The following is a 23,006-nucleotide window of genomic DNA, read 5'->3' as shown; positions in this document are numbered from 1 at the left end:
CCGATACTGCGCGGACCTATTGCGAAACAGCCCTGCTTAATTTTTGTGCGGGCAGGCTTCCCAAGGTGCCTTGGTTATGCAACAGTCCTGCGCATTACGGTCGACAGGTCGGCCGTAAGGTCGGACGGGTCGGCCCGGGAGGCAAACAGGCCATGACGGTGCACGACAAGGCCCGCGGGCACGACCTCGCGGCGCTGCGCGGTCTCAACACCGCCGTGGTGCTGCGGGCGTTGCGGCGCGAGAGCCCGCAGACCGTCAGCACCCTCGCCACCACCACCGGGCTCTCGCGGCCGACCGTCGAGGCGCTCGTGGAGGAGCTGGCCGGGCAGGGGTGGATCGCGGAGACCGACGTTCCGGCGGCCGGGCGGTCGCCGGGGCGGCCCGCGCGCCGGTTCCGGTTCCGCTCCGAGGCCGGGCACGTGATCGGCGTCGACATGGGCCTGCGGAAGCTGGTGCTGCTGCTCGCGCGGCTCGACGGCGAGGTCGTCGCCCGGCACCGCGAGGAGTTCCCGGCCGAACTGTCGGGCGCCGAGCGCATCGAGCTGCTGCGCGGCAGGCTGCGGCGGTTCCTCACGGACCAGGGGCTCGGCCCGGACGACGTCTGGTCGGTCGGCATCGGCGTGCCGGGCATGGTCGACGACACCGGGCGGATCCTGTCGGTGGTCGTCCCCGACTGGACCGACCTGGACCTCGCGCGGCGCCTCGCGGACGACATCCCGTGCCGCGTCTTCGTGGAGAACGACGTGAACCTCGCCGTCCTCGCCGAGCACTGGCGGGGCGCCGCCGTGCTCGCCGACGACGTGGCGTGCGTGCTCGTGGGGCGGCGCATATCGTGCGGCGTGATGATCGACGGCAAGCTCCACCGGGGCCGCCGCGGCGGCGCGGGCGAGCTGGGCATCCTGCCCCAGCTCGGCCTGGAGGAGGCCGGGAAGGTGCTCGCCTGGGACGGCGGGCGGCGCGACGGCGAGTCCGGCTCGGACGCGCTCGCGCGGGCCGTGCGCGCCGGGAACCCCGCGGCCCTCGACGTCCTCGACCGCTACCTCGCCGGGGTCGCCCCCGGCATCGCGGCGCTCGTCCTCGCCCTCGACCCCGAGCTGCTCGTCCTGTCGGGCGCGCTCGCCCCCGTCGGCGCGCCCCTCGGCCCGCTCCTCACCGAGCAGCTGCGCCCCCTCACCCTGCACGTGCCGCGGATCGCGGTCAGCACGCTCGGCCGCGAAGGCGTGGCGCTCGGCGCGGTGCGCCGCGCCCTGGACGCGGTCGAAGCGCAACTCCCGGACGTGGCTGGCCCGTTACGGCCGTCCGTCGCCAAGCACTGAACTCCGCCAGGCAGCAGACACCCCCGACTCCATCGACCCGACCGGAGACGCGTATGCGCAGGAGAACGCTGATCGCCGGTGCGCTCGCGGCGACCCCCGTCGTCGCGGGCTGCAGCAGCGGCGGCACGACGTCCGACAGCACGGCGGCAGGAGGCCGCACGACCCTCTCGTACGGCATCTGGGACCCCGCGCAGGCGCCGGGCATGGAAGCCATCATCAAGGAGTTCGAGCGGGCCAACCCCGGGATCAGGGTGGAAATCCAGGTCACGCCCTGGTCCTCGTACTGGACGACGCTGCGCACCTCGATGCGCGGCGGCACCGCGCCCGACGTGTTCTGGATGAACGCGGTGAACATCCAGCTCTACGCGTCCAACGGCGTCCTGGAACCCCTGAGTGAACACATATCCCGGGACGGCACACCTGTCGGCAGACACCCGAAGGCGCTCGTCGACATCTACGCGTACGACGGCAAGCAGTACGGGTTGCCGAAGGACTTCGACACCGTCGGGCTCTGGTACAACAAGGCGCTCTTCGACAAGGCGGGCGTGAAATACCCCGACGAGAGCTGGACCTGGGACGACGTCCGTGACGCGGCGCGTGAGCTGACCGATCCCAAGAAGCGGGTCTACGGGATCGCCGCCGAGATGGACCGGCAGGCCAAGTTCTACCCGACGATCTTCGGCGCCGGCGGATACGTGCTCCGCGACGGCCGCTCCGGCTTCGCCGACCCGCGCTCCCTCGAAGGGCTGCGGTTCTGGACGGACCTGGTCGACCGGGGCTGGTCGCCGCCGCAGAGCGCCATGTCGGAGGTGCGGGCCCGCAACCTGTACCTCTCCGAGCAGGTCGCGATGAACTACGACCTCTCCGCGATGGCGTCGTTCATGTACGCGGCGCCCGCCATCAAGGACCACGGCGGCGTCACCGTCCTGCCCAAGGGCCGCGAGCGGGCCACCGTGATCCACGGCCTCGCCAACGTCATCAGCGCCAAGTCCGCCAGGAAAGAGGCGGCCTGGAAGTTCGTGGACTTCATGGCGCGGCGCGAGGCCGCCGAGATCCAGGCCAAGGGCGGCATCACCATCTCCAGTTACGAGGGGACCCAGGACGCCTGGCTGAAGTCGATGCCGGAGTTCGGCCTCAAGTGCTTCATCGACATGCTCGACTACGCGGTCCCGTACCCGAGTTCGCGCAACACGGCCGTCTGGGAGGACCAGGAGTATCTGCTCCTCGGCGCCCCGTTCAGCGGCAAGGGCGGCGTCGAGCAGGCGGCGCGCACGCTGGCGAAACAGATGGACCGGGCCCTCGACGAGGAGGACAAGTGATGGCCGTGTTCCCGTCGACGGCCGCCGCGGAGGCGGACGGCCGGATCAGGAAACCCCGCACCAAGGCCGGTCCCGACGGCACCGCGAGAGGCCCCAACTCCCGCACCCAGAAGGCCGCGTACCTCTTCATAGCCCCGATCGGCATCGGCTTCCTGGTGTTCTACATCTGGCCGCTGATCCAGACGTTCGGCTTCAGCTTCACCCACTTCGGCCCCTTCGGCGGCAACACGTGGACCGGCGGCGACAACTACGCGCGCGTCGTCAAGGACGTCACGGTGTGGCGCGCGCTCGGCAACACGCTCCTGTACGGGGCGATCGGCCTGATCACGCTGCCGCTCTCCATCGTCGTGGCGGCGCTCCTGAACCGGCGCGGGCTGCGCGGCGTGGGCGTCTACCGGGCCCTGTACTTCATCCCCTTCGTCACGCTCCCGGTCGCCGTCGGCCTCGTCTGGAACTGGCTGTACAACGGGAACTTCGGCCTCCTGAACGAGATGCTGTCGTGGTTCGGCGTCTCGCGGCACTTCTGGGCCTCGGACCCGTCGACCGCGCTGTGGGCCATCGGCCTCGTCTCGGTGTGGCAGAGCGTCGGCTACTACCTGATCATCTTCATCGCGGGGATCAAGGGCATACCGCAGGACTACTACGAGGCGGCCGAGCTGGACGGGGCGGGCCCCGTGCGCCGCTTCTTCACGATCACGCTGCCGCTCCTCAGCCCGAGCATCTTCTTCGCCGCGGTCATCTGCGTGATCAACTCGCTCCAGATGTTCGACCTCATCTACGTGATGATGTCCCCGACCAACCCGGCGCTCGGCTCCACCCAGTCCGTGGTCAGCCTCTTCTACCAGTGGGCGTTCCAGCAGAACAACCAGGGCGCGGCGGCCGCCCTCGCGTTCCTGCTGATGCTGCTCACCGCGGCGCTCACTCTCCTCCAGTTCCGCCTCCAGAAGAAGTGGGTGCACTATGCGTGACCGCCTGCGAGGACTGAACGGCGGCTCCGTCGCCACGCACGCCCTGCTCTCCCTCGGCGCGCTCGTCATGGTCTTCCCGTTCCTGTGGCAGCTCCTGACCGCGCTCAAGACGCTGCCGGAGGCCGTGCACGTACCGACGACGTTCTTCCCGGAGAGCTGGAACTGGACGGCGTTCCACGATGTGTTCACCGCGATGCCGTACGGGGAGATGCTCGGCAACAGCCTCATCAACACGGTCGGGCGGACCGTGGGCCAGCTGGTGTTCTGCTCGCTGGCCGCGTACGCCTTCGCCCGGATGCGGTTCCGGGGGAGGAACGTGCTGTTCGCGCTGTTCCTCTCGGTCCTTCTCGTCCCGTCGTCGCTGCTGATCCTTCCGCAGTACGACATCGTCCAGCGGCTCGGGCTGCTGAACTCGCCGCCCGCGCTGTTCCTGCCCGGCATGTTCAGCGCGTTCGGCACCTTCATGCTCCGCCAGTTCTTCCTCTCCCTGCCGCGCGAGCTGGAGGAGGCGGCGCGGATCGACGGCGCGGGCCCGTTCCGCATCTTCTGGTCGATCATGCTGCCGCTGATCCGGCCCGCGCTCGCTGCACTGGCGGTGATCACGGCGATGTGGTCCTGGAACGACCTGCTGTGGCCGCTGGTCGTGAACACCGACCCGGCGAAGATGCCGATCAGCGCGGGACTGACCTCCCTGGAGGGCCAGTTCGAGACCAACTACCCGGTCATGATGGCCGGTTCGCTCATCGCGAGCCTGCCGATGATCCTGCTCTACCTGTTCCTCCAGCGCCACTTCGTGCAGGGCATCGCCCAGAGCGGCACGAAGGGCTGACCTCGCCCGTCTCAGCAGGGAAAGGATTTACATGGCACGCCTCGACGTGGGCCTGATCGGCGCCGGCGGCATCGCCCGCGCCCATCTGCCCGCCTGGACGGAGCTGGACACACGCGTCACGGTCCTGTCCACCGACGGCCACGCGGAGAAGGTGGCCGCGCAGTACGCCGCGTTCGGCGTGACGGCCGTGCACAGCCTCGACGAGCTGCTCGCACGCAGCACCGTCGTCGACGTCTGCACCCCGACCTTCACCCACCGGCATCTGACGCTCGAGGCGATCGCCGCGGGCAAGCACGTCGTGTGCGAGAAGCCGCTCGCGCTGACCGCCGCCGAGGCGCAGGAGATGACGGACGCCGCCGAGGCCGCCGGGGTGCTGCTGTTCCCGGCGCACGTCGTGCGGTACTTCCCGGCGTACGAGGCGCTCGCGCAGTCCGTGGCGGCGGGGCGCGTCGGCCCGCCCGCCGTCCTGCGGTTCAGCCGCTCGGGCCGCTACCCGGTCTGGGCGCCGTGGTTCAGCGACCCGGCGCTCTCCGGCGGCATCCTCGTCGACCAGATGATCCACGACCTCGACTTCGCCCGCCTGCTCGCGGGTGAGGTCGTCCGCGTCCACGCGCGGGTCCGCGGCCGCCAGAAGCCGGGCGCGGCCGACGGGGACGTGGCGACCGGCACCGCCGTCCTCACCCACGCGTCCGGCGCGATCAGCCACGTACTCGGCGTATGGGGCCTGCCGGACCTGCCCTTCCGTACGACGTTCCGGGTGGCGGGACCCGGCGGTGTCCTGGAGCACGACTCGACGGCCCACACCGGTTTCCGGGTCCTCGCCCAGGGCGCGCGGGCGCTCGGCGAGGGCATCCCCGGCAGCCCGATGACGGAGAGCCCCTACCTGACGGAGCTGCGCGAGTTCGCGGCGGCCGTCGCGGGCGGGCCCGCGCCCCGGGTCTCGGCGCGCGACGGCGTCGAGGCCGTCCGGATCGCGGCCGCGGCGGCCGAGTCCGCGCGCACCGGGAAGCCTGTCGTACCCCACGCCATCGAGGGAGCCGCACTGTGAGTGACCTGAAAGTCGGGGTGCTGTCGTTCGCCCACGTCCACGCGGGCGGCTTCGCGCGCCTGCTCGCCGCCATGGACGGCGTCCGGGTCCTCGCGGCCGACCCCGAGACGGACCTGGCGGCGCCGGGCGAGGTCCGCGGCAAGGACTTCGCGGCCCAGCTCGGCGTGGACTACGTCGACACGTACGAGGAGTTGTTCGCCTGGGGCCCGGACAAGGTGGTCGTCTGCTCCGAGAACGTCCGCCACCGCCCCCTGGTCGAGCTCGCCGCCGCGCACGGCGCGGACGTGCTGTGCGAGAAGCCCCTCGCCACGACGGTCGAGGACGGCGCGGCCATGGTCGAGGCGTGCCGGGCGGCCGGGGTGCGGCTCGCGGTGGCGCACCCGGTCCGGTTCAGCCCGGCCTACCTGGCGGTACGGGACGCGGTGCGGAACGGTACGGCCGGCGAGGTGCTCGCGGTGTCCGGCGCCAACAACGGCTACATGCCGGGCGCGCGCCGCCGCTGGTTCGCCGACCCGGAACTCGCGGGCGGCGGCGCCCTGATGGACCACACGGTCCACATCGCGGACCTCCTCGACGACCTGTTCGACGCCTCCCCCGTGACCTCCGTCTACGCCCAGACCAACAACGTCCTGTACGCGGACGACGAGGACGTCCCCGTCGAGACGGCGGGCCTGCTCACCCTCACGTACGCGAACGGCGCCGTGGCCACCATCGACTGCTCGTGGAGCCAGCCGCAGCACCACCCCGCGTGGGGCGGCCTCGCGATGCAGGTGATCGGCGACCGGGCCACCCTGGAGATGGACGCCTTCGACCAGAAACTGCACGGCTTCAGCGAGGCGTCACGCTCCGGCATCGAACTCCCCTACGGGGTCGACCTGGACGCGCTGATGCTGCGCGCGTTCCTGTACGGGGACGACACCGGCCCGATCGGCGTCACGGACGGCGAGGCCGGGCTGCGGGGGCTGCGGATCGTGACCGCCGCGTACGCATCGGCACGGGAGGGGCGCACGGTGACCATGGGGTAGCGGAGGCGTCCTGCGGAAGGCGGACAGGGGGGCGGTCCGGGCGGGTGGCGCCGGGCGGGTCCTGAGTGCGGCAGGATGTCCCGGCGTGCGGCGCTTCCGGGCGCCGCGCCCGCCCCACCCCCTACCGAGCGAGAACACGTGACCACACATCACATAGCCGCCTGTCGCATCGCGTTGTCCGCGGGAGGTGCCCGATGACCCGCGGAGTCGAACTCCACGACCTGATCATCGCCGGCGTCGCCCTCGTCGCGGGCCTCCTGGCCGGGCTGCTCCTGAAGATCCTGCTGCGCTGGCTCGGCGAGCGGGCCAAGCGGACGCGCTGGGGCGGCGACGACGTGCTCGTCGACGCGCTGCGCACCCTCGTGCCCTGGGCCGCCGTCGCCGCGGGCGCGGCGGTGGCGGCCGCCGCGCTGCCGCTGACCGCCCGCACGACCCGTACCGTGAACACGACGCTGACGGCGTTCCTCATCGTCGCGGCGACGCTCACCGCCGCCCGGATCGTCACCGGGCTCGTCCGGGCGGTGGCGCAGTCCCGCGCGGCGGTGGCGGGATCGGCGACGATCTTCGTGAACATCACGCGGGTCGTGGTCCTCGCGATGGGCTTCCTGGTCGTCCTGCAGACGCTCGGCATCTCCATCGCCCCGCTGCTCACCGCCCTCGGCGTCGGCGGCCTCGCGGTGGCGCTCGCCCTCCAGGACACCCTCGCCAACCTCTTCGCGGGCGTGCACATCCTCGCCTCGAAGACGGTCCAGCCCGGCGACTACATCAGGCTGAGCAGCGGCGAGGAGGGCTACGTCGTCGACATCAACTGGCGCAACACCGTGGTCCGCCAGCTCTCCAACAACCTCGTGATCATCCCGAACACGAAGCTCTCGGGCACGAACATGACCAACTTCAGCCGTCCCGAGCAGGACATGACGCTGATGGTGCAGGCCGGTGTCGGCTACGACAGCGACCTGGAGCACGTCGAGCGGGTGACCATCGAGATCGTCACCGAGGTCATGAAGGACGTCGAGGGCGCGCTGCCGGAGCACGAACCGGCCGTCCGCTTCCACACGTTCGGCGACTCACGGATCAGCTTCACGGTGATCCTCGGCGTCGGCGAGTTCAGCGACCAGTACCGGATCAAACACGAGTTCATCAAGCGCCTGCACCGCCGCTTCCGTGAGGAGGGCATCCGGATCCCGGCGCCGACACGGACGGTGGCGCTCGCGCAGGGCAGCGCGCCGGTGGTCATCCCGCACCAGCGGGACGCGTCGGAGGCGCCGCTCGTCTGACCGGTCCGGCCGACGCAGCCGGTTGGGCCGGCTGCGTCGGTCCAACCGGCTGCGTCGGTTGAGTCGATCTAGTCGGGCCGCAGCGTCTCGCCGATGACGCGTTCGGCGGTCCGCGCCATGAACGGGTTCGAGCCCCGGTAGTACGCGAGTTCGTGCGCGGCGATACTCAGGGCCCAGCCCCGGCCGCGCGCCCAGGTGTCCGCGTCGAGCCCGGCCGCCTCCCGGAAGACGCGGCGCGCCGCGCCGTCGAGCACGTACCAGGCCACGATGAGGTCGACGGCGGGGTCACCGGAGCCCATGCACTCGAAGTCGATGACGGCGGTGAGCCGCCCGTCGTCGACGAGGAGGTTCCCGGGCTGGAGATCGGCGTGCAGCCACACGTCGGGGCGCGTGCCGCGCGGGGTGCGCACGGCGGCGTCCCAGACGGCGAGCGCGGCCGCGCTGTCGATGGCGCCGGCCAGTCGTCGGAGCACGTCGCGGGTGTCGCCGTCCCGCTCGGCGAGCGGGCGGCGCCCCCGGTAGGCGGCGGGCGCACCGGCGGTGTCGACGCGGCGCAGCGCGGACACGAACGCGGCCAGGTCCTCGGCCAGCGCCTCCGGCTTCGCCAGGCTCCCCACCTCGGGGATCGCGCCGGGCAGCCACCGGTGCACCGCCCACGGATACGGGAACCCGCGCCCCGGCCGCCCCTCGGCGACGGGCTCGGGCACGGCGACCGGCAGCCGTGCGGCGAGGAACGGCAGCCAGCGCCGCTGCCCCGCGAGGTCGGACACGGATCCGCTGACGCGCGGCAGCCGCACGACGTACTCGTCCCCGAGCCGGTACAGGACGTTGGAGGTGCCGTGCGAGGCGACGTGGCGCAGCGGCAGCCCGGCCCACCGGGGGAACTGCTCGTCGACCAGGCCCCGTACGAGCGCTTCGTCGATGTCGGCCTCGTCGGGGTGGAGCTTGGGTACGCGCATGGTGCCCTTCCGCGGAGGTGGTGACGGCCGCGCGAGCCTACCCGGACCGGCCGGGGTGTCACCCCCCTTTTTTTGATCGAGCAGAACGGCCTGCTCCGGGTCGTGAGCGCGGACCCGGAGTACGCGGAGTACATCGCGGCCCTGGAGTCCGAACACCGCGAACCGGCCGCGCTGCTGCCCGCGTTGCCGGGGGGGCGGGTGGCACGTGTCGATGGCGGCGTGGCGGGCGGCGCACCCTGCGCCGCAGGACCCCGGACACGACTGTGGGGCCGGTGCGGATTTCTCCGTACCGGCCCCACAACCTGCGACTCTTTCAAGTCGGGACGACAGGATTTGAACCTGCGACCCCTTGACCCCCAGTCAAGTGCGCTACCAAGCTGCGCCACGTCCCGATGTCGGCTGCTGTCCGGTCGAGTCCCGTCCGGCGGCGACAGACAGAACAATACCCCAAGCTCACGGGTGGTTTGAAACCGATTGCGCGGGCGCCGTGCGACGTGCGCGAGAATCGGCCCATGAGCACTTCGCAGAGCGGTGACCGGGACCGGGACGAGGAGGGCCGGGCCCGCAACGCCCGCCCCCGCGACGGCCTCGGCCGCCCCCTCCCCTACGGCACCCCCGGCGTCGGCCGCCAGCCGGAGGGTGTCGTGCGCACCCCGGCCGAGACCGTGACGGAGGCGCAGGCCCTGCTCGACGCGGGCCGCCCGTTCCACGCCCACGAGGTCTTCGAGGACGCCTGGAAGTCCGGCCCGGACTCCGAGCGCGCCCTGTGGCGGGCCATGGCCCAGGTGGCGGTGGGCCTCACCCACGCGGCCCGGGGCAACGCGAGGGGCGGAGCACGCCTGCTCCGCAGGGGCGCGGAGGCTCTGGCGGCCTGGGACGGCGAGGCGCCGGGCGGCTTGAACGCGGTGTCGGTGGCGCAGTGGGCCAGGCGGCTGGCAGCGCGGGTGGACCGGGATGCCACCCCCGTGGACGCGGCAAGCTGCTCGCCCCGGCTGAGGGGAACCGCCTAGGGGCGCGGGGAACTGCGCGACCAGCCACAAACGAGCGGCACCCGCCACCGGAGAAGCACTCCGACGGCGCCAGGGCGTCACCAATCCGGCCGCAACGGACATGCGCACAGCCCCGCCCCGACGGACCCTGCATAGGTGACGACCACCCCAGAACCCCAGGCCCCGCCCTACCTGGACAAGCGCCGCCGCAACATCGTCTTCGCCACGATCGTGCTCGGCATGCTCCTCGCCGCCCTGGACCAGACCATCGTCGGCACCGCCCTGCCCACGATCGTCTCGGACCTGGGCGGCGCGGCACACATGTCGTGGGTGGTCACGGCGTACCTCCTTGCGGAGACGGTCGCCACGGTGCTCGTCGGCAAGTTCGGTGACCTGTTCGGGCGCAAGGTGGTCTTCCAGGTCTCGGCCGTCGTCTTCATCACGGGCTCGTTCCTGTGCGGCCTCGCGGGCAACATGACGCTGCTCATCGCGTGGCGGGCGATGCAGGGGATCGGCGCGGGCGGCCTCATGGTGACGTCGATGGCGCTGATCGCGGACGTCATCCCGCTGCGGGAGCGCGGCAAGTACCAGGGTGCGATCGGGGCCGTCTTCGGGGTGGCGACGGTGATCGGTCCGCTGCTCGGCGGACTGTTCACGGACCATCTGACCTGGCGCTGGGCGTTCTACGTCAACGTACCGATCGCGATCGTCGTGGTGATCGCGGCGGCCCGCACGATCCCGGTGGTGAAGTCGGCGACCCGGCCGGCCATCGACTACCTGGGCATCGCGCTCGTCGCGATCGGCGCGAGCGCGCTGATCCTCGCGACGAGCTGGGGCGGCAACGAGTACGCGTGGGGCTCCGCGACGATCATCGGGCTGTTCGCGGGCGGCATCGTCGCGCTCGGCCTGTTCTGCTGGGTGGAGACGCGGGCGGCGGAGCCGATGCTGCCGATGCGCCTGTTCGCCAACCCCGTCTTCACGGTCTGCTCGATCCTCAGCTTCGTCGTGGGCTTCGCGATGCTGGGCGCGATGACGTTCCTGCCGACGTACCTGCAGTACGTGGACGGTGACTCGGCCACGATCTCCGGGGTGCGGACGCTGCCCATGGTGATCGGCCTGCTGATCGCGTCCATCTTCTCCGGCAACGTGGTCAGCAAGACGGGCAAGTACCGGCTCTTCCCGATCATCGGTTCGCTCGTCATGGCGCTCGGCCTGTACCTCCTGTCGCTGATGGGGCGGTCGTCGGGCGTCTGGCTGGAGTCGCTGTACATGTTCGTCCTCGGTGTCGGCATCGGCCTGTGCATGCAGGTCCTGACGATCGCCGTGCAGAACACCGTGGACTACGCGGACCTGGGCACGGCCACCTCCGGCGTCACCTTCTTCCGTACGCTCGGCAGCTCCTTCGGCACGGCCGTCTTCGGGACGATCTACGCCAACACGCTCAAGCCGAACCTGTCGGACGGGGTGGCGGAGGCGGCCCGCGCCGGTTCCGGGGTCGATCCGGCGACGCTCGCGAAGGCCTCGCAGAACCCGGGCGGCCTGCACGCGCTCCCGGACGCCGCGCGGCTGCCGATCGTCGACGCGTACGCGGACTCGCTGCACACGGTGTTCCTGTGGACGGTGCCGGTGGCGGGGATCGGGTTCCTGGTGGCGCTGTTCCTCAAGCAGGTGCAGTTGCGCGACAGCGCGCGGATGGGTTCTTCGGACATGGGCGAGGGCTTCGCGCAGCCGAGCACCGGGGACAAGTCGCACCTGCTCGAGCGGACCGTCGGCTCCATCGTGCAGACGACCGACCTGGAGACGGCCCGGCGCATTCTCAGGGAGTCCGAAACCCGCCTCGACATCGCGGGGGCCTGGGCGGTGATGCAGGTGGAGTTCTTCACGCGGATGGTCGGGCACGCGAGCCTGGGCATGATCTCGGCGCGCCGCATGCTGCCGCCGGAGGTCCTGGTGCCCGTCTTCCAGCGCATGGTCGACGAGGGGTATCTGTCCCGTACCGGCGTGTACTTCTCGCACACGGCGGCGGGGCGCCGCGAGACGGACGTCATCAATCGCGCGTGGGGCGAGTGGCTGGCCGACCGGGTCGAGGCGGACCTGGGCCGGCCCGCGGACGACGAGCTGCGGGCGGCGGTCGACACGATCGCGAAGCGGCTGCTCGCGGAGGACCTGCAACAGGGGCTTCCGAACCAGCCGGGCTCCGACCGCACGCTCAGTCCGACATGAGCCGGACCGGCTAGCGCAGGAGGAGCTGGAGGCCGCCGACGACCGTCGCCGCGATGACCAGCCGCTCGAACAGGATCTGGTCGATGCGGTTCACGGCCCACTTGCCCAGCAGTGCGCCAGGCACGACGAACGCGACGAGCGCCGCGTCGAGCAGCAGCGAGCGCCCGTCGATGAGCCCGAGGCCGACACTGAACGGCACCTTCGCGGAGTTCACGATGAGGAAGAACCAGGCGGAGGTGGCGAGAAAGCCCAGCTTCCGGAAGCCCGCCGAGAGCAGATACATCGACATGACGGGGCCGCCCGCGTTGGCGACCATCGTGGTGAGGCCGCCGAGCACACCGTACGAGCCCGCCTTCACGCGGGCCGCGCGGGTGGCCGCCTGCTCGGCCTCGGGGACCTGGGGGGCCGTGGGGGCGTTTGCCTTGCGGCGCCGCCACAGGGTGACACCTGCCATCAGGAGCAGGATCGCGCCGATGGACGTACGCACGGCCCCGTCGTCGGCGAACGCGAGGAAGGCCGTGCCGAGCACCACTCCCCCGGCGACGGCCGGGAACAGCCGCCACAGCGTCGGCCAGTGGGCGTGGCGCCGGTAGGTGAGGACGGCGAGCACGTCGCCGAAGATCAGGATCGGCAGGAGGACGCCGGTGGAGGCGCGGGCGGGCAGGATCGCCGCGAAGACGGCGAGGCTGACCGTGTTGGCGCCGCTGACGGCGGTCTTGGAGAAGCCGACGAGCAGCGCCGCGGCGGCCAGGGCTGCGAACCCCCAGGCGGTGATCCCGAATATGTCGTGCATGGCGGGTCGATGGTAGCCCCACCGACCCGGGGTCTAGCGGCCCGCGTACGTCGCCCGCAGCTCGCGCTTGAGGATCTTCATGCTGGGGCCGAGCGGCAGCTGGTCCGTGAGCTCGACGCGGCGCGGGTACTTGTGCTTGCCGAGGTGCTCCTTGGACCAGGCGGTGACCTCCGCCGCGTCGAGGGCGGCGCCCGGCTTCGGGACGATCACGGCGCACACCTCCTCGCCGTGCACGTCGTCGGGGAGCCCGATGACGGCGGCGTTGCCGACGCCCGGGTGGCGCATCAGGACCTCCTCGACCTCGCGCGGGTACACGTTGTAGCCGCCGCGGATGATGATGTCCTTCTTGCGGTCGACGATGCGCAGGTAGCCGTCGGCGTCCTTGGTGCCGAGGTCGCCGGTGCGGAACCAGCCGTCGACCAGGGCCTCGGCGGTCGCCTCGGGGCGGCCCAGGTAGCCGGTGAAGACGCAGTGGCCGCGGACGACGACCTCGCCGAGCTCGTCGGTCGGGAGCAGCTCGACGCGGTCCTCGACCTCCGCCCGCGCGATCTCCACGTCGACGCCCCACAGCGGCTGTCCGATGGTGCCGGGGCGGGCGCCGAAGACCGGCTGGTTCGCGGCGGCGGCCGGGGACGTCTCGGAGAGGCCGTAGCCCTCGTGGACGGTCGCGCCGAACGCCTTCTCGAAGCCCTCCAGAACAGCCACGGGGAGGGAGGCGCCGCCCGATATGCAGATCTTGAGCTGCGGCAGCTTCTCCGCGTCCGGCGCCGCCGCGAGGAGGTTCACGTACATCGTCGGGACGCCGTGGAAGGTGTTGACGTTCTCGGTGACCATGAGGTCGATCGCGCGGTCCGCGTGGAAGCGCGGCAGGAGGACGAGGGTGGCGCCCGCGCGCCAGGTCGCGTTCAGGGAGACGGTCTGGCCGAAGGCGTGGAAGAGCGGCAGCGCGCCGAGGGCGACGTCGTCCGCGCGCACGTCGTTGGCGTCGAAGGCACTGACCGTCGCGTTCATCACCAGGTTGAGGTGGCTCAGCTCGGCGCCCTTGGGGACGCCGGTGGTGCCGCTGGTGTAGAAGATGACGGCCGGGTCGTCGGCCTCGCGGGTGACGTACGACGCCAACGGCTCGGCGGCGGCGGTCAGTCGCTCCAGTTCGCCGACCGCGGTGAGCTGCACCATGCGTACGCCCGTCGCCTCCGCGGCGGCCGCGCCGACGGCGGCCTGCGCCGGGTGGCACAGCAGCAGCGTCGCCCCACTGTCCTTGAGGACGTGCTCCACCTCCCGCGCCGACAGGAGCAGGTGTACGGGGACGACGACCGCGCCCGCCGCGAGCGCCGCGTAGTAGGCGCGCGGGAACTCGGCCGTGTTCGGCGCCATCAGGGCGACCCGGTCCCCCGGCCGGACGCCGAGCCCGGTCAGTGCGGCGGCCTGCTTGCGGGCCTGGAGCCACAGCTCCGCGAAGGTGAAGCGCTGTTCGCCCTCCACGAGGCCGACCTTGTCGGGGCGGCGGCGGGCGGACTCGGCGAGGATCGCGGCGAGGGAGAGGGTTGCCATGGTGGGTGGTGCTCCGTTCGGTGCTGACTGCTGGTGCGGCGCTGAACCAGGTCGCGGTGGGTCGACTCGCGGCGCGCCCCAGCGGGTGCGGCCGGTCGACCCGCCCATTTCTTCGTGACTCCCCTCAGGCTTGAGGGTGGGTCAGGCTTGCGGGCGGGTGAGTTCAACCGCGCTCGACGAGGACCGCGCTGCCCTGGCCGACGCCGACGCACATGGTGGCGAGGCCGCGGGCGGCGCCGGTGCGGCGCAGGCGGTGCAGGAGGGTGGTGAGGATGCGGGCGCCGGAGCAGCCGAGGGGGTGGCCGAGGGCGATGGCGCCGCCGGAGGGGTTGACGAGGCCGGGGTCGATGCCGAGGCCGTCGACGCAGGCGAGGGCCTGCGCGGCGAACGCCTCGTTGAACTCGGCCTCCTCGATGTCGCCGATGGACCAGCCGACGCGGCCGAGCGCCTTCTGGGTGGCCGGGACCGGGCCGATGCCCATGACGTCGGGGTGGACGCCGGCGGAGGCGCCCGCGACGTAGCGGCCGAGGGATTCGAGGCCCAGGTCGTCGAGGGCTTCCTCGCTGACGAGGAGAAGACCGGCCGCGCCGTCGTTCATCGGTGAGGCGTTGCCCGCGGTGACCGAGCCGCCCTTGCGGAAGACGGGCTTGAGGGTGCCGAGCTTCTCCAGGGAGGTGTCGGGGCGGATGCACTCGTCGGCGTCGACGACGACGCCGTCCGGCCGGGTGACGGGGAGGATCTCGGCGTCGAAGAGGCCGTCCTTGCGGGCGGCGGCGGCCCGCTGGTGGCTGCGGAGCGCGAAGGCGTCCTGCCGCTCGCGCGAGATCCCGTACCGGCCGGCGACCTCCTCCGCCGTCTCGCCCATCGCGAGGACGCCGTGCAGGTCCTTCATCGCCGGGTTGACCAGGCGCCAGCCCAGGCGTGTGTCGTGCGTCTGCATCTGGTGCGGCAGCGCCTCGTCCGGGCGGGGCAGCACGAAGGGGGCGCGGCTCATGGACTCGGAGCCGCCCGCGAGGACGATGTCGGCCTCACCGGCGGCGATGGTGCGGGCCGCCGTGGTGACGGCCTCCATGCCGGAGGCGCAGAGCCGGTTCACGGTCGCGCCGGGCACGGACTCCGGGAGGCCCGCGAGGAGGGCGGCCATGCGGGCGACGTTCCGGTTGTCCTCGCCCGCCTGGTTGGCGGCGCCCCAGTAGATGTCGTCGATACGGGCGGGGTCGAGTCCGGGCACGTCCGCGAGCACGCCGCGCACCACCGAGGCCGCGAGGTCGTCGGGCCGGATCGTGGAGAGCGCACCGCGCAGTTTCCCGATCGGGGTGCGGCGGGCGGCGGCGAAGTGGACGGAACGCACGGTCAGCTCCAAGGGCCAGGGCCAGCGGTTAATTAGCACTGCTAGTTTTTGACTATAGACCCGGCACGAGGCAGCTGTGAAGAGGAACCCGCACGATCACCTGGTGATCAAATGGGGACATGGCGCGATCAAAAAGATGGGCCCGGTTCCGGATCTCAGGGCTGACCCTGATGTACCGGCCATGGGCCCCGCCTACATTGGTGGTCCGGCACCGCTCCGCGGACGACGACGGGGGACCACGGGGGAAAACGGGGGACGACGTCGTCTCCGGAGCGGACAGCCGGAACCACGCACGTGTCTGTACGCGGCTGAGCTGGGGGGCTCAGCCGCGCAGATACGTGTAGACACGTGCAGATACGTGTAGACGCGCGAGCGTCCGGGGCTCAGCCGCGCAGATAGGCGAGCACCGCCATGACGCGACGGTGTTCGAGCAGGTCGGGTTCCAGGCCCAGCTTGCCGAAGATGTTGCGGACGTGCGTCTCGACGGTCTTGCCGCCGATGACCAGCTGCTGCGCGATCGCCTCGTTCGAGCGGCCCTCCGCCATCAGGGTCAGGACGTCACGCTCACGTCCGGTCAGCTCGTCCAGGGGCCCCTCCGCGCGCGGCGCGTTCATCAGCCGGGCCACCACCAGCGGATCGAGCACGGTCTCCCCCGCCGCCACCCGCTTCAGCGCGTTGTGCAGCTCGTCGACGTCGGCGACGCGCTCCTTGAGCAGATAGCCGAACCCCTCGGGCCGCTCGGCGAGCGCCCGCACCGTGGCCGTCGTCTCCACGTACTGGGACAGGAGCAGCACCCCGGTGCCCGGATGGGCGGCGCGGATCGCGGCGGCCGCGACCAGTCCCTCGTCGGTGTGCGTGGGCGGCATCCGGATGTCGAGCAGCACGGCGTCCGGTTCGTACACGGCGACGAGCGCGAGCAGCGGCCCGGTGTCCGCGCACTCGGCGGCGACCTCGATCCCCTCGTCGGTGAGGAGCCGCACGATCCCCTGCCGCAGGAGCGCCGAGTCCTCGGCCACGATCACCCGCACGGAAGCTCCGCCCTGATCCGGGTCCCGCCACCCGCGGGACTGTGTATGTGCAGCACGCCGTCGACAGCGGCGAGCCGGTCGGCGAGGCCGCGAAGCCCCGTGCCGCGGGTGGTGTCGACCCCGCCGACACCGTCGTCGACGGTCTCGATGACGAGCCGCCCGTCCTGGTGACGGGCGGAGACGCTGACGGCGCGGGCCCCCGCGTGCTTCGCCGCGTTCGACAGCGCCTCGCAGACGGTGAAGTAGGCGGTGGTCTCGACGAGGGCGTCGTACCGGCGCGGCTCGGCGGCGACGACCACCGGCAGCGCCGCCTCCTTCGCGAGCGCGGAGAGCGCGGGCCCGAGCCCCTCGCGCGTGAGCACGGCCGGATGGATGCCCTGGGCGATGCCACGCAACTCCTCGATGGCCAGACGCAGACTCGACTCGGCCTCATCGGCGGCCGTGCGCAGCGCCTCGTCCGGGTGGTCCGCCAGCCCGCGCCGCACGCGCCGCACCGACATCAGGGCGAAGACGAGGCGGGCCTGCGCCCCGTCGTGCAGGTTCCGTTCGAGCCGGCCGCGCTCGGCGTCGGCGGCCTGCACGATGCGGCTGGCGACGTCCTTGGCGCGGGTGCGCAGCCAGACGTTCTCCAGGGCGAGCCGCAGCGCGGCGGCGACGGATTCGAGCAGCTCCGGGTCTTCTTGCAGGGCCGGATCGTGATGCAGCAGCGCGAGCGGCCGCCCGTCGGCGGCGCGGACCCGGGTACGCCCGGGCCCCTCGGGGCCGACTTCCCCGCCGACCCCGTCGACGTACGCTCGCCTCTCCTCGCGCCACAGTCCGAGCCGCAGCGTCGGATCGCCGAGTACGCGTACGAGCGCCTCGCGCACCCTGGCGGGATCGGGATCGGTGCCGACGTCGATGACGAGCCCGCTGACCTCGGCCCGCTGCAGGTGCATCCGCAGCAGCCCGGCGAGGAAGGCGAACGGGACGGCGACCTGGGCAAGGTCGGAGAGCAGGTAGACGGCCTGCTCGGCGACGGAGCCGACCTCGCCGAACCACGGCACGACGTAGAACAGCATGTCCCACATCAGGAACACGACGGCGATCCCGATGCCGATCCACGCGGGCAGCAGCGCCCGCCTGCGCGCGGCGGACGCGTGCCGCCACCGCAGCACGATCGCGACGGCGGCGACCACCGAGATCGCCCACCCGGCCGCGTGGTAAACGGCGTCGAAGGCGTCGAACGCGCCGTGCCACGACGGTACGTGGATCAGGTTCGGCCCGCAGGAACGGCAGTCCAGGTACGTGGCCCCGGTGTCGGCCGCCGGGTCGAACAGGAGCGTGCGCAGCAGGCCGCCGACGGCGACGAGCCCGTACGCGCACTGGACCAGGCGGCGGGTGAGGACGGTGGTGAGCCGCCCTTCCGGGAAGGAGAGGACGAGGTGCAGCAGCACCGCCATGTTCAGCGCTTCCCACCACGCGCCGAACGTGAACAGGACGGGCACGGCGGTTCCTTGCAGGTTTCCGAAGAACCAGGTGATGCCCTCGAACACCATGAGCCGCCCGGTGTTGTTGGCCGGCCTGCGCCGCCAGGCCATCATCCCGGCGACCACGTACGCCCAGCCCACCGCGAGGTCCCGCACCAGATCCCCCGCGGACGCGCCCGCCCGCGCGTACGCCCACGACCCCGCCGCACCCGACATGACGGCGACCCCGGCGGCCCCGGTCAGGCGCAGCCGAACCGCCCGCTTCCCCTGACTGTCCACGCGCCACACGGTAAGCCATTCGGGTGCACAGGGCGCAACGCGTTCGCAGGGTGGAGAACACGCAGAGTGCGGGGCCGGGGGGCCGGCTGGGCATGCGTAGCGTCGTCGAGCGCCACTACCCGGGCCTCTTGTCCACCTGGCTCCCCTCCCGGATCAGTCCGAGCACCCGGCTCCGCAGCCCCACGAACCTCTCGTCCGCCCGCGTCACCAACTGGTCCCGCTCCACCGGCAGGTCCACCGCCACCTCCTCCCGCACCACAGTCGGCGAGGAACTCAGCACCAGTACCCGCTCCCCCAGATACACCGCCTCGTCGATGTCGTGCGTCACGAAGAGCACCGTCATCCCCCGCGCCCGCCACAACCCCCGCACCAGGTCTTCCAGTTCCGCCCGCGTCTGCGCGTCCACCGCCGCGAACGGCTCGTCCATCAGCAGTACCTCGGGCTCGTAGGCGAGCGCCCGCGCGATGGCGACGCGCTGCTGCATGCCGCCGGAGAGCTCCCACGGGTAGGCGCGGCCGACATCGCCGAGGCCGACCGCGTTCAGGGCGTCGGCGACCCGTGCGCGCCGGGCCGTGCGCGGGAGAGAGCGGCGCAGCGGCAGCTCGACGTTGTCCGCGACCCGCATCCACGGGAACAGACTCCGCCCGTACTCCTGGAAGACGACGGCGAGGCCGGGGCGCGGGCCCGTCACCGAAGAGCCGTCGAGCGTCACCGTGCCGTCCGTCGGGCGGAGCAGGCCCGCGACGCACTTGAGCAGGGTCGTCTTGCCGCAGCCGGACGGGCCGACGACGCAGACCAGCTCGCCCTCCGCCACCCGGAACGTCAGGTCCCGCAGCGCCTCCACGCTCCGGTGGCCAGAACCCTCGTAGACCTTCCGCAAGCCCTTGACCTCAAGCACCGCCGCTCCCCGCTTTCCGTCGTGCGCCCCGCGAACGGTGGTACCAGGCGAGCGCCCGCCGCTCCACGAGGGTGAACAGGAGCGCGAGGACGACGCCGAGGAGGCCGAGGACGAGGATGCCGGTCCACATCTCCGGGATGGCGAAGCCGCGCTGGAACTGGACGACGGCGTAGCCGAGGCCGTTGCTCGCGGCGAACATCTCGCTGATGACCATGAGGATGACGCCGATGGAGAGGGCCTGGCGCAGGCCGGTGAAGATCTGCGGGCTCGCCGAGGGGAGGACCAGGGAGCGCAGCCAGGCCGCGCCCCTCACCCCGTACGCGCGGGCCGTCTCCGTGGCGACCGGGTCGACCGCCCGCACCCCGGCGACCGTGTTGAGCAGGACCGGCCAGACGCAGCCGGAGGCGATCACGGCGATCTTCATCGTGTCGCCGATGCCCGCGAAGAGCATGATGACGGGGACGAGGACCGGCGGGGGCACGGCGCGCAGGAACTCCAGGGCCGGCTCGCACACGGCGCGGGCCGTGCGGGAGAGGCCGATGCCGACGCCGAGGACGACGCCCGCGACCGCCGCCGAGGCATATCCGGCCGCGAGCCGCAGCAGGCTGGGGACGACGTCGCCACGGATGCGGTCCGCCGTCCACACGTCGTCGAAGCGGGACAGGATCGTGCGCAGCGGCGGCGCGTAGACGCTGGTGCTGGAGTCGGAGGCCACCCACCAGACGGCGACGAGGAGGCAGGGCAGGGCGAGGGTGAAGACGACCGTGCGCACCGCTCTCATGACCACCGTTCTCGTGATCATGCGGGGGCCGCCTCCCCCCGTACCGACTGATGCCAGGCCAGGGCGCGTCGCTCCACCAGCCGCGCTCCCGTGTTGATCAGTACGCCCAGGCATCCGGTGACCACGATCAGCGCGTACATCTCTGGCACCGCCTGCGAGGTCTGCGCGACGGCGATGCGCGTGCCGAGGCCGGGCGCCCCGATGACGAGTTCGGCGGTGATGGTGAGGATGAGGGCGACGGCGGCGGCGAGCCGGACGCCGGTCATCACGTACGGCAGGGCGGTCGGCCACACGACGTGCCGGACGCGGGCCCAGGCGCCGAGGCCGAAGGCGCGGGCGGTGTCGTCGGCGACCGGGTCGACGTCGCGGACGCCGTACAGGACCTGGACGAGGACCTGCCAGAACGAGGCGTAGATGACGAGGAGCAGGACCGAGCGCAGCTCCGTGCCGTAGAGGAGGACGGCCAGCGGGATGAGGGCGACGGACGGGATCGGTCGCAGGAACTCGATGGTGGAGGCCGTGAACGCGCGGAGGTACGGGACCGTCGCGATGACCACTCCGGCGACGATCCCGGCGCACGCTGCCACGGCGAGGCCGACCGCCCATCCGGTGAGGGTGTCGCCGAGGGCCGTCCAGAAGGCCGGGTCGGTGAGTTCGTCGCCGAGGGCTTTCATGGTGGTGGTGAAGGGCGGGAAGTAGGCGTCGTCGACGAGACCGGTGCGCGCCACCGTCTCCCACAGTGCCGCGCACGCGAGCAGTCCCAGGGCGCCGAGGATCACGGAAGGAGTGCGTTCAGGTCCGGTGCTGTCCTGAACTGGCCGTCCTGCTCCCCGAGTTCGGCGAGTTTCTCGATCGAGGCGCGGTTGGCGGTCCCGGGCCAGCGCGGCAGGATCAGTTCGCTCCGGAGCGAGGCGGGGATCTTGGTGTAAGTGGTGAGGATGTCACGGATCTCGTCGGGGTGCTTGTCCGCGTAGGCGAGGGACTCCTTGGTCGCGGCCGTGAACCGTTCGACGATGTCCGCGTGGTTCTTGGCGTAGGTGGTCGAGGTGAAGTACATCGCCACGGTGAGGTCGGGGGCGGTGTCGGTGAAGTTGGAGGCGATGACGCGGCCGCCCTCCGCCTTGACGGTGGCGAGGGCGGGCTCGACGACCTGTGCCGCGTCCACCTGGTCGCCGGTGAGGGCGGCGGGCATCTGGTCGAAGGCCATCTCGACGAATTCGACCTTGGAGGGGTCGCCGCCGGCCTTGCGGACGGACTCGCGGACGGTGGTGTCGTTGATGTTCTTGAGTGTGTTGACGGCGACCGTCTTGCCCTCGAGGTCCTTGGCGGTCTTGAGCGGACTGCCCTTCTTGACGACGACGGCGCCGAAGTCGGCGCCCGGCTCGCCCGTGGAGTTGACGCCGTTGACGACGCCCTCGACGGGGACGCCGTTGGACTGGGCGATCATCAACGACATGACGTTGGAGAAGCCGAACTGGGTCTGCCCGCTGACGACGGCGGGCACGATCGCCGCGCCGCCCTGCGCCGTGGACAGGGCGAGCCGGAGCTTGTGCTTCTTGTAGAAGCCCTTCTTCTGGCCCAGGTAGACCGGTGCGACATCGAGGATCGGGATGACGCCGAGCTTCACCGTCGTCTCCCCCGCGGCGTTCGTGGGCGAGCGCGAACCGCTGGAACCGGAGTCGGAGTCGGAACCGCAGGCCGCCGCGGCCGTGAGCAGGGCCGCGGCGGTGAGCGCGGTGAAGGTGCGACGCGTGCGACGGGTGCGAGACATGGATCCCCCCTGGGACTCAGCGGGAACATAGAGCCCGCACCCTAAGGGGTCAATGCCGGTGGCAGGCAAGGGAGTCGACGTGTTTCACAGCGCACGCACAGGATGCGGGACGCGTCGGCTCAGGACTCTTGCGCCGTGGCGTCACGCACTGCGCCCGCCTCCACGAAGGGACAGGCGTTGCGATACTGACTGATCCGCCAGTCAGGCTTGTAATAGCGCTGTTAGCAAGCCTCTTCTCGTGGTTGGTGTTGAGTTTTCCTCAACATATGGCTAGGGTCGGGCCCCGTGGAAACCACCGACACCGCCGCCCGGGTCCGCGAAGTCATCGCGGCCGCGGGCGTCAGTCAGCGCGAGTTCGCGCGCCGCATCGTCATGGATCCGTCGAAGCTGTCCCGGTCGCTGAGCGGCACCCGCCGCTTCACCGCCGCCGAGCTGGCACGGATCGCCGACGAGGGGCGCGTCGACGCCGGACGGCTGCTCGGCACCCGGCCGCCGCGGGAACAGGCGCCCGCCGCCGTCGTCCCCGTCGAGGGCGGGCGGCCGCTGCAGATCGTCCGCGAGACGGTCCGGCTGATCGCCGAGCACGGTTTCCACGCGGTGCGGGTGGCGGACATCGCCCGCGCCTGCGCCACCAGTACCGCCGCGATCCACTACCACTTCCCCGGCCGCGCCGACCTCCTCGAGGCCGCCGTGCGCTGGTGCATGGACGAGGACACCGCACGCCGCGCCGCACGGCTCGCCTCGGCGGACGACGCGGTCGCGGAGCTGGCCCAGCTCATCGAGTTGCAGACGCCGCGCACCGCGCAGCAGCGCCGCCAGTGGGCGGTCTGGCTCGACCTGTGGGCCGAGGCGGCGCGCTCCACGGCGGTGGGCCGGCTGCACGCCGAGTACTACCGGCAGTGGCGCGAGACCGTCGCCGACGTCGTACGCAGAGGGGTCGAGCAGGGCGTGTTCCGCGCGACGGCCGACCCGGAGGCGGCGGCGCTGACGCTGACCGCGCTCATCGACGGACTCGCGACCCAGGTGCTGGCATCCGGCACCCCCCACATCTCCCCCGACGCCATGCAGACGGCACTGGAGACACACGTGGGAACAGCGCTGCTGAAAGCCCCGTAAGGAGCGAGGGGAGCTGCGC

20 protein-coding genes and 1 tRNA gene are annotated in these 23,006 nt (G+C 71.8%); 10 read left to right on the top strand and 11 right to left on the bottom strand.

The genetic code is table 11. From position 1 onward, the window contains the following. Nucleotides 1–152 precede the first annotated feature (152 nt). The 7 genes from ACH4RC_RS04560 (at nt 153) to ACH4RC_RS04530 (ending at nt 7,782) form a co-directional block, all read left to right on the top strand. Nucleotides 153–1,316 (top strand): ROK family transcriptional regulator, encoded by a 1,164-nt coding sequence (locus tag ACH4RC_RS04560; RefSeq protein WP_398194999.1) that lies wholly within the window; start codon nt 153–155, stop codon nt 1,314–1,316. 53 nt (nt 1,317–1,369) lie between these two features. Then, nucleotides 1,370–2,635: an extracellular solute-binding protein gene (locus tag ACH4RC_RS04555; RefSeq protein ID WP_398194996.1), complete on the top strand. Its 1,266-nt coding sequence runs from the start codon at nt 1,370–1,372 to the stop codon at nt 2,633–2,635. Then, the gene (locus ACH4RC_RS04550) at nt 2,635–3,603 is read left to right on the top strand and encodes a carbohydrate ABC transporter permease (RefSeq protein ID WP_398194993.1); all 969 of its coding nucleotides are present in this window, start codon (nt 2,635–2,637) and stop codon (nt 3,601–3,603) included. Before ACH4RC_RS04555 ends, ACH4RC_RS04550 begins: the two co-directional genes overlap by 1 nt. Then, nucleotides 3,596–4,432 carry a carbohydrate ABC transporter permease gene (locus ACH4RC_RS04545; protein ID WP_398194990.1) on the top strand — a complete coding sequence of 279 codons (837 nt, stop codon included), beginning with the start codon at nt 3,596–3,598 and terminating at the stop codon, nt 4,430–4,432. Before ACH4RC_RS04550 ends, ACH4RC_RS04545 begins: the two co-directional genes overlap by 8 nt. Before the next feature lie 31 nt (nt 4,433–4,463). Further along, entirely contained in the window at nt 4,464–5,480 is a 1,017-nt protein-coding gene (locus ACH4RC_RS04540; RefSeq protein WP_398194987.1) for a Gfo/Idh/MocA family protein, read from the top strand. Further along, nucleotides 5,477–6,505 carry a Gfo/Idh/MocA family protein gene (locus ACH4RC_RS04535; protein ID WP_398194984.1) on the top strand — a complete coding sequence of 343 codons (1,029 nt, stop codon included), beginning with the start codon at nt 5,477–5,479 and terminating at the stop codon, nt 6,503–6,505. The genes ACH4RC_RS04540 and ACH4RC_RS04535 overlap by 4 nt, the downstream gene beginning before the upstream one ends. 194 nt (nt 6,506–6,699) lie before the next feature. After that, complete coding sequence (locus ACH4RC_RS04530; protein ID WP_398194981.1) at nt 6,700–7,782, top strand: mechanosensitive ion channel family protein; 1,083 nt, start codon at nt 6,700–6,702, stop codon at nt 7,780–7,782. Nucleotides 7,783–7,850: 68 nt separating this feature from the next. On the opposite strand, the gene ACH4RC_RS04525 is transcribed toward ACH4RC_RS04530, so the two are convergent. Both ACH4RC_RS04525 and ACH4RC_RS04520 read right to left on the bottom strand, forming a co-directional pair. Then, nucleotides 7,851–8,741 (bottom strand): aminoglycoside phosphotransferase family protein, encoded by an 891-nt coding sequence (locus ACH4RC_RS04525; RefSeq protein WP_398194979.1) that lies wholly within the window; start codon nt 8,739–8,741, stop codon nt 7,851–7,853. Nucleotides 8,742–9,059: 318 nt separating this feature from the next. Further along, nucleotides 9,060–9,133, bottom strand: a tRNA-Pro gene (locus tag ACH4RC_RS04520). Between the two features lie 120 nt (nt 9,134–9,253). Here ACH4RC_RS04520 and ACH4RC_RS04515 point away from each other — a divergent pair. Beyond that, on the top strand, nt 9,254–9,751 hold the full coding sequence (locus ACH4RC_RS04515; RefSeq protein ID WP_398194976.1) for a DUF309 domain-containing protein: 498 nt from the start codon (nt 9,254–9,256) through the stop codon (nt 9,749–9,751). A gap of 135 nt (nt 9,752–9,886) precedes the next feature. Continuing rightward, nucleotides 9,887–11,953, top strand: coding sequence for an MDR family MFS transporter (locus ACH4RC_RS04510; RefSeq protein ID WP_398194973.1), 2,067 nt, complete (start codon nt 9,887–9,889; stop codon nt 11,951–11,953). A gap of 10 nt (nt 11,954–11,963) precedes the next feature. Here the strand turns inward: ACH4RC_RS04510 and ACH4RC_RS04505 are convergent, their stop codons facing one another. From ACH4RC_RS04505 to ACH4RC_RS04465, 9 genes are all read right to left on the bottom strand, one after another. Next, nucleotides 11,964–12,746: a sulfite exporter TauE/SafE family protein gene (locus ACH4RC_RS04505; RefSeq protein ID WP_398194971.1), complete on the bottom strand. Its 783-nt coding sequence runs from the start codon at nt 12,744–12,746 to the stop codon at nt 11,964–11,966. Nucleotides 12,747–12,779: 33 nt separating this feature from the next. Then, entirely contained in the window at nt 12,780–14,297 is a 1,518-nt protein-coding gene (locus tag ACH4RC_RS04500; protein WP_398194968.1) for a long-chain fatty acid--CoA ligase, read from the bottom strand. 163 nt (nt 14,298–14,460) lie between these two features. Beyond that, a complete protein-coding gene (locus ACH4RC_RS04495; RefSeq protein ID WP_398194967.1) occupies nt 14,461–15,648 on the bottom strand; it encodes a thiolase family protein in 1,188 nt (395 codons plus the stop codon). Between the two features lie 383 nt (nt 15,649–16,031). Then, nucleotides 16,032–16,670 carry a LuxR C-terminal-related transcriptional regulator gene (locus ACH4RC_RS04490; protein ID WP_398195714.1) on the bottom strand — a complete coding sequence of 213 codons (639 nt, stop codon included), beginning with the start codon at nt 16,668–16,670 and terminating at the stop codon, nt 16,032–16,034. Beyond that, nucleotides 16,667–18,421 (bottom strand): sensor histidine kinase, encoded by a 1,755-nt coding sequence (locus ACH4RC_RS04485; RefSeq protein WP_398194964.1) that lies wholly within the window; start codon nt 18,419–18,421, stop codon nt 16,667–16,669. The genes ACH4RC_RS04490 and ACH4RC_RS04485 overlap by 4 nt, the downstream gene beginning before the upstream one ends. Before the next feature lie 115 nt (nt 18,422–18,536). Further along, a complete protein-coding gene (locus ACH4RC_RS04480) occupies nt 18,537–19,319 on the bottom strand; it encodes an ABC transporter ATP-binding protein (protein WP_398194962.1) in 783 nt (260 codons plus the stop codon). After that, nucleotides 19,312–20,121, bottom strand: coding sequence for an ABC transporter permease (locus ACH4RC_RS04475; protein WP_398194959.1), 810 nt, complete (start codon nt 20,119–20,121; stop codon nt 19,312–19,314). Before ACH4RC_RS04475 ends, ACH4RC_RS04480 begins: the two co-directional genes overlap by 8 nt. Further along, nucleotides 20,118–20,876, bottom strand: coding sequence for an ABC transporter permease (locus ACH4RC_RS04470; protein ID WP_398195712.1), 759 nt, complete (start codon nt 20,874–20,876; stop codon nt 20,118–20,120). The genes ACH4RC_RS04475 and ACH4RC_RS04470 overlap by 4 nt, the downstream gene beginning before the upstream one ends. Next, nucleotides 20,876–21,871, bottom strand: a complete 996-nt coding sequence (locus ACH4RC_RS04465) for an ABC transporter substrate-binding protein (RefSeq protein WP_398194956.1) — start codon at nt 21,869–21,871, stop codon at nt 20,876–20,878. Before ACH4RC_RS04465 ends, ACH4RC_RS04470 begins: the two co-directional genes overlap by 1 nt. Nucleotides 21,872–22,156: 285 nt before the next feature. Here ACH4RC_RS04465 and ACH4RC_RS04460 point away from each other — a divergent pair, with 285 nt between their 5' ends. Further along, nucleotides 22,157–22,987 (top strand): TetR family transcriptional regulator C-terminal domain-containing protein, encoded by an 831-nt coding sequence (locus ACH4RC_RS04460; protein WP_398194953.1) that lies wholly within the window; start codon nt 22,157–22,159, stop codon nt 22,985–22,987. Nucleotides 22,988–23,006: the final 19 nt, after the last annotated feature.

This window comes from Streptomyces sp. NPDC016845 (assembly GCF_044332585.1).
Taxonomy (GTDB): Bacteria; Actinomycetota; Actinomycetes; order Streptomycetales; family Streptomycetaceae; genus Streptomyces.
The sequence above is the reverse complement of the archived record's forward strand: the minus strand, read 5'-3'. Positions and strand labels throughout refer to the sequence as shown.

Bases quoted from the DNA above. Each gene is read 5' to 3' on its own strand.
- ACH4RC_RS04525 (WP_398194979.1), bottom strand. From the start codon at position 8,741: ATGCGCGTACCCAAGCTCCACCCCGACGAGGCCGACATCGACGAAGCG.
- ACH4RC_RS04550 (WP_398194993.1), top strand. From the start codon at position 2,635: ATGGCCGTGTTCCCGTCGACGGCCGCCGCGGAGGCGGACGGCCGGATC.
- ACH4RC_RS04540 (WP_398194987.1), top strand. From the start codon at position 4,464: ATGGCACGCCTCGACGTGGGCCTGATCGGCGCCGGCGGCATCGCCCGC.
- ACH4RC_RS04545 (WP_398194990.1), top strand. From the start codon at position 3,596: ATGCGTGACCGCCTGCGAGGACTGAACGGCGGCTCCGTCGCCACGCAC.
- ACH4RC_RS04475 (WP_398194959.1), bottom strand. From the start codon at position 20,121: ATGATCACGAGAACGGTGGTCATGAGAGCGGTGCGCACGGTCGTCTTC.
- ACH4RC_RS04465 (WP_398194956.1), bottom strand. From the start codon at position 21,871: ATGTCTCGCACCCGTCGCACGCGTCGCACCTTCACCGCGCTCACCGCC.
- ACH4RC_RS04555 (WP_398194996.1), top strand. From the start codon at position 1,370: ATGCGCAGGAGAACGCTGATCGCCGGTGCGCTCGCGGCGACCCCCGTC.
- ACH4RC_RS04505 (WP_398194971.1), bottom strand. From the start codon at position 12,746: ATGCACGACATATTCGGGATCACCGCCTGGGGGTTCGCAGCCCTGGCC.
- ACH4RC_RS04515 (WP_398194976.1), top strand. From the start codon at position 9,254: ATGAGCACTTCGCAGAGCGGTGACCGGGACCGGGACGAGGAGGGCCGG.
- ACH4RC_RS04560 (WP_398194999.1), top strand. From the start codon at position 153: ATGACGGTGCACGACAAGGCCCGCGGGCACGACCTCGCGGCGCTGCGC.
- ACH4RC_RS04530 (WP_398194981.1), top strand. From the start codon at position 6,700: ATGACCCGCGGAGTCGAACTCCACGACCTGATCATCGCCGGCGTCGCC.
- ACH4RC_RS04500 (WP_398194968.1), bottom strand. From the start codon at position 14,297: ATGGCAACCCTCTCCCTCGCCGCGATCCTCGCCGAGTCCGCCCGCCGC.